This is a genomic window from Dietzia psychralcaliphila (genome assembly GCF_003096095.1).
Lineage (GTDB): Bacteria > Actinomycetota > Actinomycetes > Mycobacteriales > Mycobacteriaceae > Dietzia > Dietzia psychralcaliphila.
Window position 1 is genome coordinate 494083 of the sequence record NZ_CP015453.1, and the last position, 11535, is coordinate 505617.

At 68.1% G+C, this 11535-nt stretch carries 10 protein-coding genes; 7 read left to right on the plus strand and 3 right to left on the minus strand.

The annotated features are described in order from the left end of the window. The first annotated feature begins 20 nt into the window (after window positions 1-20). From A6048_RS02180 to A6048_RS02190, 3 genes are all read left to right on the plus strand, one after another. The gene (locus A6048_RS02180) at window positions 21-1412 is read left to right on the plus strand and encodes an MBL fold metallo-hydrolase (RefSeq protein WP_107748106.1); all 1392 of its coding nucleotides are present in this window, start codon (window positions 21-23) and stop codon (window positions 1410-1412) included. Window positions 1413-1506: 94 nt separating this feature from the next. Continuing rightward, window positions 1507-1962, plus strand: a complete 456-nt coding sequence (locus A6048_RS02185) for a rhodanese-like domain-containing protein (RefSeq protein WP_244911042.1) — start codon at window positions 1507-1509, stop codon at window positions 1960-1962. 50 nt (window positions 1963-2012) lie between these two features. Continuing rightward, window positions 2013-2900 (plus strand): sulfite exporter TauE/SafE family protein, encoded by an 888-nt coding sequence (locus A6048_RS02190; RefSeq protein WP_107748029.1) that lies wholly within the window; start codon window positions 2013-2015, stop codon window positions 2898-2900. Between the two features lie 175 nt (window positions 2901-3075). On the opposite strand, the gene A6048_RS02195 is transcribed toward A6048_RS02190, so the two are convergent. The 3 genes from A6048_RS02195 to A6048_RS02205 form a co-directional block, all read right to left on the minus strand. Then, a complete protein-coding gene (locus tag A6048_RS02195) occupies window positions 3076-4176 on the minus strand; it encodes an Rv3169 family protein (protein ID WP_107748030.1) in 1101 nt (366 codons plus the stop codon). 166 nt (window positions 4177-4342) lie between these two features. After that, the gene (locus A6048_RS02200; RefSeq protein WP_107748031.1) at window positions 4343-5038 is read right to left on the minus strand and encodes a DUF4352 domain-containing protein; all 696 of its coding nucleotides are present in this window, start codon (window positions 5036-5038) and stop codon (window positions 4343-4345) included. Between the two features lie 196 nt (window positions 5039-5234). After that, on the minus strand, window positions 5235-6395 hold the full coding sequence (locus A6048_RS02205) for a phosphotransferase family protein (protein ID WP_107748032.1): 1161 nt from the start codon (window positions 6393-6395) through the stop codon (window positions 5235-5237). Window positions 6396-6785: 390 nt separating this feature from the next. On the opposite strand from A6048_RS02205, the gene A6048_RS02210 reads away from it, so the two are divergent. The 4 genes from A6048_RS02210 to A6048_RS02225 all read left to right on the plus strand — a co-directional run bounded on the left by A6048_RS02210 (window position 6786) and on the right by A6048_RS02225 (window position 11519). Beyond that, window positions 6786-7766: an LLM class flavin-dependent oxidoreductase gene (locus tag A6048_RS02210; protein WP_107748107.1), complete on the plus strand. Its 981-nt coding sequence runs from the start codon at window positions 6786-6788 to the stop codon at window positions 7764-7766. A gap of 44 nt (window positions 7767-7810) precedes the next feature. Continuing rightward, window positions 7811-8431 (plus strand): maleylpyruvate isomerase family mycothiol-dependent enzyme, encoded by a 621-nt coding sequence (locus A6048_RS02215; protein ID WP_107748033.1) that lies wholly within the window; start codon window positions 7811-7813, stop codon window positions 8429-8431. A gap of 228 nt (window positions 8432-8659) precedes the next feature. Next, a complete protein-coding gene (locus A6048_RS02220) occupies window positions 8660-9847 on the plus strand; it encodes a Fic family protein (RefSeq protein ID WP_107748034.1) in 1188 nt (395 codons plus the stop codon). A 193-nt stretch (window positions 9848-10040) separates the two neighbouring features. Continuing rightward, window positions 10041-11519, plus strand: coding sequence for a glutamine synthetase beta-grasp domain-containing protein (locus A6048_RS02225; protein WP_107748035.1), 1479 nt, complete (start codon window positions 10041-10043; stop codon window positions 11517-11519). The last annotated feature ends 16 nt before the right edge of the window (window positions 11520-11535 follow it).

Here is an 11535-nt window from a genome sequence, read left to right on the forward strand (position 1 = left end):
CGATCGACAAGGAGATCTCGATGCTTCTCAAACGCACCTACGACGAGGACCTCGCCCAGGCCGGTTACTTCATCGGCTGCCAGGCCAAGGGCGAGGCCGTGGTCGTCGACGCCCGCCGCGACATCCGCGAGTACCTGGACCTGGCCGACCGCCACAACATGACGATCACCGCGGTCACCGAGACCCACATCCACGCCGACTACCTGTCCGGCACCCGCGAGCTCGCCGCGGCCACCGGGGCGAGGATCTACGTCTCCGGCGAGGGCGGCGACGACTGGCAGTACCGATTCGCCGCCGAGCGCCTGCACCACGGCGATCAGCTCACGCTGGGCAACATCACCGTCGAGGCCGTCCACACACCCGGACACACCCCGGAGCACCTGTCCTTCCTGGTCACCGACGGCGCGTTCGCCGATACCCCCGGGTACATGCTCACCGGCGACTTCGTCTTCTCCGGCGACCTCGGCCGGCCGGACCTGCTGGATGAGGCCGCGGGCGGGGTCGACACCCGCTACGAGGGGGCCAAGCAGATCTTCCGCAGTCTCAAGAACTCGTTCCTCACGCTGCCGGACCACGTCCAGGTCTTCCCCGGCCACGGCTCGGGCAGCGCCTGCGGCAAGGCGCTCGGCGCGCTCCCGTCGACCAGCGTCGGCTACGAGCGTCGCTACGCCTGGTGGGCGGGGTACGTGAACGACGACGACGAGGAGGGCTTCGTCTCCGAACTGCTCGACGGCCAGCCGGACGCGCACGCCTACTTCGCGCGGATGAAGCGGCAGAACAAGGAAGGCCCGGCGGTCCTCGGCCCGCTGGCGCCGCTGCGCGAGTACACCCCGGCCGAGCTCTCAGCCGCGCTCGAGTCAGGTCAGGTCGTCGTCGTCGACACCCGTGGCCAGGACGAGGTCCACGCGGGCACCGTCCCCGGGGCGCTCAACATCCCCGGCGCCGGAAAGGCTGCCTCCTACGGCGCCTGGGTCTACGACCCCGAACGCGAGGACACGCCCCTGGTGGTCCTGGCCGAGGACACCGAGATGGCCGAAGAGCTGCGCGATCACCTGCTTCGGGTCGGCATCGACACCGTTACCGGCTACACGACCAGCCTTGAGGGTCTGCACCTGACGACCCCCGAGATGATCGGCGTCGACGAGCTGGCCTCGTTCGACTCCGCCCTGGTCCTGGACGTGCGCAACAAATCTGAGCACTCAGACGGCCACATCCCGGGCTCCGAGCAGCTCAGCGGCGGCCGGGCGCTGTGGAACCTCGACCAGCTCCCGGCCGGGCCGATCGTGACCTACTGCCAGAGCGGCGTCCGCAACTCGGTCACCGCCAGCGCACTGCGCCGCGCCGGCTACCGCGTGGTCGAGCTCGAGGGCAGCTACGCCGCCTGGTCCGAACGCAACCTCGTCTCCGCCTGAGCGGACACACCCCCGCCCCGTCTGGCCCCCGGTTCGGCGGATTCCCGCCGCCACCTGACCCTGCATTTCTCACACACGAAGGATCTCGGTTCACGTGCCGCTGCCCCTGCTGGCCGAGCACGGCGAGGAGTTCGCCTCCCGCCTGCCCGGACAGGTCGTCCTGATCTGCCAGTCGGGCAACCGCGCCCGCCAGGCGAACGAGCGGCTCGAGGCCGTGGGCGCGGACCCCGACTCGGTGACCGTGCTCGACGGCGGCATCGCGGCCTTCGAGTCCGCCGGCGGCGAGGTGATCCGCGGCAAGGGCGTGTGGGCGATGGACCGGCAGGTCCGGATGGCCGCCGGGTCGCTCGTCCTGGCCGGCGTCACCGCCTCGAAGGTGTTCTCCCCGAAGTTCGCCTACCTCGCCGGCGCCATCGGCGCGGGCCTGACCTACTCGGCCGCGAGCAACTCCTGCGCCATGGCCGCGGGCCTGGCCAAGATGCCGTGGAACCGCTCGGCCGACGAGCCCGGGCTCGGCGCCGTCCTGGACTCGCTGCCCGCCCGTCCCTGACCCACCCCCGCCCGCAGCACCGGCGCACCCGCCGGAGAAAGGCACCTGCAATGGAGATCACCACGTTCATCGTCGTGTCCCTGGCCGTCCTGGTCGGCCTGTCCCTGGGCCTGCTCGGCGGGGGCGGATCCATCCTCGTCGTACCGCTACTGACCTACATCGGCGGGCTCGACCCCAAGGAGGCCATCGCGACCTCGCTGTTCGTCGTGGGCGCCACATCCCTGGTCAGCCTCGTCGGCCACGCCCGCAAGGGCAACGTCCAGTGGCGCACGGGCCTGATCTTCGGCGCCGCCGGCATGGTGGGCGCGTTCGGCGGCGGACTGGCCGGCGGGTACATCCCCGGCACCGCGCTCATGACCGGCTTCGCGATCATGATGATCGCCACCGCCGGCGCCATGATCCGCGGACGAAAAGACCGCGACGGGCAGGCCCAGGCACACCACCATCCGCTGTGGCGGATCCTGCTCGACGGCCTCGTCGTGGGCGCCGCCACCGGCCTGGTCGGTGCCGGCGGCGGCTTCCTCGTGGTCCCGGCCCTGGTCCTCCTGGCGGGCCTGCCGATGACCGCAGCGGTGGGCACCTCCCTGCTGGTGATCGCCATGAAGTCCTTCGCCGGGCTCGGCGGATACCTCACCTCGGTGTCGTTGGACTGGCCGCTCGTCGCCGCGGTCACCGCCGCCGCGATCCTCGGTTCGCTGGTGGGCGTCCGGCTCACCTCCGTGGTGCCGGAAAAGGCGCTGCGGAAGGGTTTCGGATACTTCGTCCTGCTCATGGGCGCCTTCGTCCTGTCCCAGGAACTGCCCTTCCCGGCCGCACCGATCATTCTCGGCGTCGTCGGAGTCATCGCCGCCGTGGTGGCCGTGTGCCTACTCATCGGCGGCCGGTGCCCACTGCGTTCGCCGCAGGACCGTGCCGAGCCGGCGCTGCGCACTCTATAGGGACCGGCGCGCAGTAAAGGCGAAGCCGCCCTGACGCGGTCGATCGCGAGGAGGAAAGCATGACCAGTGAACGCACTCTCGAGCTCGGACTGAAGGCCAACGCCGCCCAGTTCACGCTTCTCGTCGCCATCAATGCGCTGGTAGGCGGCAAGGTCGGACAGCAACAGACCTACACCTACTTAGCCATATCGCCCCACCCGTCGAACCCCGACGGGTCGTGGCGGCCCATGTTGGCGTGCTCGAACAAGCCCCAGCCCACGTCGCCGTTGCAGGTGGCTCGCGCCACGTGGTCCACGACGTTGAACGGCAGCATGTTCACCACGTCGGGTGAGGTCATGTCGTAGGTGACGGACTCGCTCCAGTCGCGGCCCATCCAGCGACCGTGTGACCACGCCGGGTCGCCCACGTAGCCCGCGCCCATGCTCAGCGGCACCCCGCCCAGGGTCTCGACCTCCAGCGACAACGGCTCACCGCGAGGGGTTGTCAGGTGCAGTTGGGCGCGGTCGGGATGCCGGGTGCCACTGCGATACTCGACCTCGATCCGGGGCCAGCCCAGCTGCTCGATTCGCCCGTCCGCGAACACCCGGCTCGCATGGTTCAGCGTGCGGTGCCCGTCGGGGCTCTCCTGCAGGATCATGACCATCGCGTAATCATCGAAGCGCAACGGGATGTAGGTCCACCAGAACCCCTCGCGCGGTTCGGCTGCCCACCGGCCCGGGGGATCGGACTCGCCGCTCGGGCGGATCCCCCACGAGCGGTCGCGGGTGCCCAGCCACACGTCCGGATCGACGCGGAAGTCGCGGCCGTCGACCGAGAGCGTCCCCGACCAGCTGCCCACCTGCGCGAACCGGCTCGCGTCCAACATCGGGCGCGTGCCCTCCAGTAGGACGTGCCGGTCCTCGAGCACTGCGTCGAACGTGCCCTCCCACGTCATGTCCATCGAGAGATCCGGGTGCTCGCAGATCAGACGCAACGACCGCAGCGGGTCAATGACCTCGATCCGGTACCCGCCCACGGTCGTCTCCAGCCACCGCGACTCAAGCGCATCGGAGAACCGCACCGACCGCTGCGTGTCGCCGTGGCGCACCGTCGCGAACGCGTCCACCACGCCGAGGTTGGGATACACCCCGAACCCGGTCACCAGGAACACCTCGCCGGTGCGGTCGTGCGCGTTGAAGTAGTAGCGGTCGTAGAAGTTCCGATCGCTCGTGCCCGCCTGCGCCATCGGCAGCGGCGTCTGGTGAACGGGGAACTCGTCGAGCGGGGTGGGCTTCATTTGCGGGCCTCGTCGTGTGGGAAGAATGGAAGATCTACGCCAGATTGTCTGACGCTGGGGTTTCTGGCCCGACTTCGTCCAGAGCGGAAGTTGGCGGTCTCGATCTTCCGGTCGCAACAAAGGGGCCGGACTCCCAGGCGGTGAGTCCGGCCCCTGGCTGGACTGGTCAGAAGTTATTGACCCAGGCCAGTCTGTTCGAACTGAACGAGATGAACCCGTCGTTCAAGACGACGTACTGGCCCGGCTGTGCCGCGGGGTCTCCTTCGAAACAGACATCGCCAGAGACCTGGCCGCCGGGAGCGAGGTCGCCAAACGAAAGCTCAGCGCGGTCGCCGCCGTACGTGGTCATCCTGGCTGCGCCGTTGGGGTCCTGCATTTTCCAGTCGATGGAGTTGAAGTTGACTGGCTTGTCACTATCGTTGTTGATGGTGATGGTGGTGCACATGATCTGGCTGCCGAACGTCGTGGATTCGGCTGTCAGCGGCGAGCTGGTGGTGGAGACTTCGTCCTTGGTGATCGCGTCGCCGGCATTCGCCGCAGTGTCCCCATCGGCCTTGCCCTGAAAATCCACACCCGAAGACTCGTCCTGAGCGGCGCCCTGGGAGCTGTTGTCCCCCGGAGTTACGGACGGGGAGTCGTCCTCCCCTGAACTCACCGCCGCGATGATTATCCCAATCAGCACTAGTACACCGAGAACTATAAGCCCAATTTTCATGCAGCCGGCCTTCTTCTTCGGCGGAGGCTGCTGCGGGTAGCCCTGCTGCTGGTAGCCCTGCTGTGGGTATCCAAACTGCTGTTGAGGCGGTCCTTGCTGCCAATTCGGGTCCGGATTGCCCTGGGGGTGCTGCGGTGGCTGGGTCATATGACCTCCAAGTGTGAGGGGCGCTTACTGAGAACTTCCTCAGAGGGTATCGGAAAGTTTGTAGTTCGGCTCGGGAAGCTGTCCCTTATGTCAGGGATCCAATTCGCATACGGACTCAGAAGCTCACCGGGCGAGAGTTCGATGCGGGATTCAGCACTTCGGTACCAGGTGAGGATGCTGGGGAACGGTGCTGGCATCAGTCGGCGATCAGCCGGGCGAGCATGGCGTGGTGCAGGACGTACTCGTCCGGGTGGGCGGGTGGTTCCTGTTCGCCGAAGTGAATACGACGACGAGTGATCCGCGACAGGATCACGGCCTGCCGCAGCCCGGCGTACACGTAGTAGAACGGCAGATCCCGGACGGTGGATCCGGTGAGCTGCTCGTACTGCTCGACGACCTCGCGGTGATCGAACAGCTCCGGGGTGCCGGGGAAGTCAAAGGCCACGGCGAGCTCCTGGAACAGGTCGTGGAAGTACAGGAACCACCCCAGGTCCACCTCTGCGGGCGCGATGGCCGCCATTTCCCAGTCCAGCACGGCCGAGGGGCGCGTCCCCTCGTAGAGAATGTTGCCGATCCGGGCATCGCCCCAGCTCAGCACATCCGGGCCGGTCTCGGCGGGCCAGTGGGCCTCGATCCAGTCGAAGGCGCGCTCGATCACCGGGATCTGCAGCCCGTCCTCGCGGGTGGTCCACTGGTAGTAGGCGCGCTGCTCGTCCACATGGGCGCGCAGCGCGCTTATGCCGGGGGCCGGAGCGAGCGACGAGACCAGGTCGGCGGGCGCCGGGATCTGGTGGATTGCCGCCAACACCCCGACGGACTCGCGCTGCAGCTCCCGCCGCTGCTCGGGGTCCATCTCCAGCAGCCAACCGACAAAGACGTACGGGGGATTGTCGACCGGAGCCCGCCCTGTAGCGCGGTCCATCACCAGGAACGGCGTGCCGAGGACGGCCGGGTCCTGCTCCACCCAGCGGACGCGGGGGACCGGCAGTTCGGTGTTCTCGCGGACCACCCTCATCACGTCGAACTGCTTCTGCAGGTCGTAGACGGGGAACACCGGGAACGCGTCGTCCTCGGGGCACATCCGCGCTACCAGTTGAACTGTCTGCGGCTCGACTGTCTTCGGCTCGACCAAGCCCGCTGGAGAGGCCGCGCCGACGGGGGTCGCATCTGCGGGAGACGAACCGGCGGGGGTCCACGTGGCGTCGAACAGCACCGAGATGTTGGACATCCCCGAGCTCTCCGGCCTGCTCACCGCCGAGACCTCGACCCCGGCGTCGGAGTCGACCTCGTCGCGGCCGGCCAACCAGAGGGTCAGGCGCGCGCGGAAGTCGTCGAGGTCGGCCTCACCGGAGGTCACTCGTTGATGGAGAGGTTCGTCGGAGCGCGCCGGTGTGGGAGTCGCCGGTGTGGGAGCCGGCTGTGTCGTGTGGTCGGTCATACGGTCGGGACCCTTCGTGCGGACCTGCCGCGCGGGCGATACCCGCACTCGGCCCAGTGTGACCCACCACACATAAAGAAGTGCTCGAAATGCGCAACCCCGGGGTTGTTCCCGCCGGAGGGGAGGCTCGCCTCGTCGTCGTCGTATACAGGTGTATAGACGGACTGCACTACGTTGCCACCACGGGGGTGAGGCGGGGCGGACAGGAAGGTCGGTGATCCGTCACCGAACGGCCCGCGTCGGTAGCCTCGGGGCGCGGGTCGTGACGGCTCGAACCAACAGAAGTGAACACAAGAAAAAGGTGTGCAGTTGTCGATCCCATTGAGCATCCTCGACCTGGTCTCCATCCCGGAGGGTTCCACCGCCCGTGAGGGCATCGCCGCCTCGATGGAGTCCGCGCGCCTGGCCGACCGGCTGGGCTACAAGCGTCTCTGGTTCGCCGAGCACCACAACACCCCCAACCTCGCGTCCAGCGCCACGGCGCTGTTGATCTCGCAGGCGGCCTCGGTGACGGAGAAGATCCGCGTGGGCTCCGGCGGAGTGATGCTGCCCAACCACGCGCCGCTGATGGTGGCCGAGCAGTACGGCACGCTCGCCAACCTCCACGGCGACCGGATCGACCTGGGCCTGGGCCGCGCTCCCGGTACCGACGGCATGACCGCGCAGGCGCTGAGCCGGTCGTCGGCCGAGCCGCAGGCCTTCGCCCAGCACATCTACGACCTGCAGGCGTGGTTCGGCGAGACCGGCACCGCGCACAGCACCCCGATCCTGTCGTCGGTCTCGCAGGGCATGGAGGTGCCGATCTGGGTGCTCGGCTCCACCGTGAACGGCGCCTCGATCGCCGGGCAGTTGGGGCTGCCGTTCTCGCTGGCCTCGCACTTCGCCCCCGACCAGATCGACGACGCCATCCGCGTCTATCGGGAGTCCTTCAGCACCGAGGCGCCCACCGCGCGACTGGAGAAGCCGCAGGTAATGGCCGGGATCAACGTGATCGTCGCCGACACCGACGCCGAAGCCCGCCATCAGTTCACGACCCTCCAGCAGATGTTCCTCGACCTGCGGGCCGGGCGCAGCCGCAAGATCCAGCCGCCCGTGGACCCGGAGCAGTTCGCCGGCAGCTCGCCCGGGATGCTCGAGATCAGCGCGGTGGGATCGCCGGAGACCGTCAAGGCGCAATTGGACGAGTTCGTCGAGCGCACCGACGCCGACGAGTTGATCACCGTGACCTACGCGTTCGACCCGGCGGTGCGGAACCGGTCCCTGGAGTTGCTGGCCGACCTCTGGTACTGAATACAGCGGACACCGAATCAGTCGGTAGCGAGGTGGAGGCCGGCATGGATGCCTGGGAGGCGATACTCCGGGCCCGTCGAGAGCTGGCGCAGGACCTGGCGGGGTTCGATGAGGAGCAATGGCGTCACCCGACCCTGTGCGGCCAGTGGGACGTCGAGCACGTCGTCGCGCACCTCACCGCCGCGGCGTCGGTCGGGCAGTGGGCATGGATGCGCAGCATCGTCCTGGCCGGGTTCCGGCCGGCCGTGCACAACGAACGAAGACTGCGCGACCACCTGGGCACCACGCCGAAGGACACACTCGACCGTTTCCGGGCCGTGATCGACTCGACCGTCGCACCAACCAAGGACCTGCCCGCCTACCTGGGGGAGGTCATCGTGCACGGCGAGGACATCCGCCATCCGCTGGGACTACCGAGTTCGAGCGACACGGAGGCGGTGACGGAGGTGGCGGAGTTCTACGTGAGCCGCAACTTCACGGTGAACAGCAAGACGACCGCCGCCGGACTGGCCATGCGCGCCACCGACGGACCGTTCCGAGCCGGGGCGGGCCCGGAGGTGGCCGGCCCGACGCTCGCGCTCGTCATGGCGATGGCCGGCCGGCGCAGCCACCTCGACCAGCTCACCGGCGACGGCGTGCCCCGACTCGCGGAGCGGTTGACCTAGCCGCAGGTGACGGCCGGGATCACCGCCACCTGCGCGCACGATCCGGCCGTGCGGAACCGGTCGATCGAGCTGCTGGCCGAGCTGTGGTTCTAGTTGCCAGGGATTCTCGGGCGGGAGCGATTGCGCGCGTGGAACGTGTCGGTTACGTCTGTCCAACGTCGGTTGAGTGCAATGCTGGCCCGGACAATGTCAGTCAAGGGGGCCTAGAGTGACATTGTGGACCTCGAAATGTTCGTCAACGACGCGACCGGCGCGCTCGTAGATATTGCCGGCACTGACCCGCGCGTCGGCGACTGGCGCCACAGAGCATTCGTTCCCGCGCAGCTTCCCGAGGAGATGCCAGAACTCACCATGCCTACCGTCCTCGCGGTGGGAAACGCCCGGGCGGCGTTGGCCTCGTTGGACAGCACGGCGCGTCGCCTACCAGATCCGACCCTTCTCCGCGTCCCTACCCTTCGCCGTGAGGCGCACTCGACCTCCGCCCTGGAGGGCACGTACGCACCCTTGGCCGAAGTGCTGGGGGCTGACGCGGAGGAACCAGGGTCGCCGGACCTTCGTGAGATCCTCAACTTCGAAGTCATGGCGAGCCTCGGGTTCGCATGGGCGGCGGACGGCCGCCCGCTGTCGACGACGATGCTGTACGACCTTCAGGGCGTGCTCATGAGGGGCGGGCCCCTTGAGGAGGTCTCGGGTCGGCTACGCGACACCCAGGTCGTCGTCGGACTCAGGTCGGACGTGGACCCAGGCGGGCCGGCGATCAAGCGAGCCCGCTTCGTCCCGGCGCCTCCCGGCCCGCTCCTCGAGGCAGGACTGTCCGATCTCGTCGACTGGATGCGCACTGACCACAGTTCGACGCTCGACCCCGTCGTCGCCGCGGCAATGTCGCACTACCAGTTCGAGACATTGCACCCGTTCCGCGACGGAAACGGTCGCCTAGGGAGGTTCCTCATCGTCCTACACCTCCTCTCGATGGACGTCCTGGGGGAGCCCACTCTCACCGTGTCTCCGTGGTTCGAGGCTCGACGGGCCGAGTACTACGACGCACTACTCGGCGTGAGTACGCGGGGAGACTGGGACAACTACGTGGCGTTTTTCGCGCGGGGCCTCGAAGCCGCCGCGCGCACTACGCACACTCAGATGATCGAACTCGTCGGCGTGCAAGCCGAACTCAAGGACATCGTTCGTGGGTCCCACTTGCGGTCCGAGACGCCGATTTCCCTAGTCGACCTGGCCATTGCCCATCCGACGTTCACGGTCCGTCAGGTGGAGCAGGTGCTGGGCGTCTCCTATGGCAGGGCCAACACTGTCGTCGGACAGTTGGTGGAGCTCGGGGTTCTCGCCTTTATAAACCCTGAGGCCTACAAGCGCCGGGTGTACGCCCCCCGCGTACACGACGTGATTCTCGGGAGGGGATAGAGACAGGACCCGACGACGCTCAGTTTGCCTGCGTCAACTGCGAAGGGTCGCTCGCTCTAGCATTCCGGCGGCGCAGTGCGAACCGGTCGATCGAGCTGCTGGCCGAGCTGTGGTTCTGAGACTGGGCTGGTTTTCAGACTGAGCTGGTTCTGAGTCCGGTGGGGCCTGCGCCGCGGCGCTGATAGAACGGGGTATGGCCATCGACGCATTCGAACCCCACCCCCTCGTCCGCCTGCTCGGCACGCCCTCGGCCGAGTTCACCGCCGCAGCCCTCGTGAGGGCGGTCGAAGAGCTGGGACTGGAGCAGGTGAACCTGCGCTACGTCGGCGGCGACGGCCGTCTGAAGACCCTGGCCTTCCCCATCAATTCGCGCGAGCACCTCCATGAGGTCTTGACGCGAGGCGAGCGCGTGGACGGCTCGAGCGTCTTCCCCGGGACCGACACCGACGCCAGCGACGTCTACATCGTCCCGCGCCACCGCACCGCCTTCCTCAACCCCTTCGGCGAGCGGACCTCGCTCGACGTGCTGTGCTCCTTCTATACCGAGGGCGGGACGCCGCTGCCCTACGCGCGTGAGCAGGTCGTGCGCCGCGCCGCCGAGGTGCTGACGCAGGAGACCGGCATGACGCTCGAGGCCTTCGGCGAGCTGGAGTACTACCTCGTCGACAAGCCCGATCCGCTCTTCCCCGTGGAGGAGGAGCGCGGCTACCAGGAGTCGGGGCCCTTCTCTAAGCACGAGCGGGTGCGCGAGCAGGTGCTGGGTCATCTCTGCACCATGGGGGTGCCGCTGAAGTACGCCCACGGCGAGGTCGGCAACATACTCGAAGAAGACCGTCAGCTGGTCCAGCACGAGATCGAGCTCCAGCCCGGCCCCCTGGAGCAGGCTGCCGACAACCTCGTCCTGGCCAAGTGGGTGGTGCGCGAGGTCGCCTACGCCCACGGCCTCGAGGCGACCTTCGCGCCACTGGTGAGCGGCGAGGGTGCGGGGAACGGCCTGCACATCCACAGCCGGCTGGTGCGAAACGGCACCAACACCGTCGTCACCAAGCAGGGGATCAACGACACCGGGCGCCGGTTGATCGCCGGTTACCTCTCGGCGGCCAGGGCGCTGTCCGCGTTCGGCAACACGGTCCCCACGTCCTACCTGCGGTTCACCGCCGGCGACGAGTCGCCCGAGGACATCTGCTGGGGGGAGAAGGACCGCACCGGTCTGGTCCGGGTCCCACTGGCCTGGGGCGGCGACGTGCTGGCCGGCATGGTGGCCCACGCCAATCCCGGCAGCACCGAGCCCGTCCCCGAACCGGCCACCCACCCCCAGACCATCGAGTTGCGACTCGGCGACGGCTCGGCCGACGTGCACCTGCTGCTGGCCGGCATGGCCGTCGCGGCGACGCGCGGGCTGGGTGAAAACGGGAGCTTGGAACTGGCCGAGCGGCTGAAGGCGGACCACAACGACGACTTCGAGCAGCTGCCCTCCTCGTGCGATGAGGCGGCCGACGTACTGGAGGCCGAGCGCGAGATGTTCGAAGCCGACGGCGTCTTCCCCGGTCAGCTCATCGACGCCCTGCTCGCGGGCTTGCGCGACGCCGACGACGACGAGCCGGACGGGAAGAGCGCCGACGACGAGGCAGCACGGGAGGAGCTCATCCGCCGTCACTGGCACGTCGGCTGACGGCGGAATAGCGCCC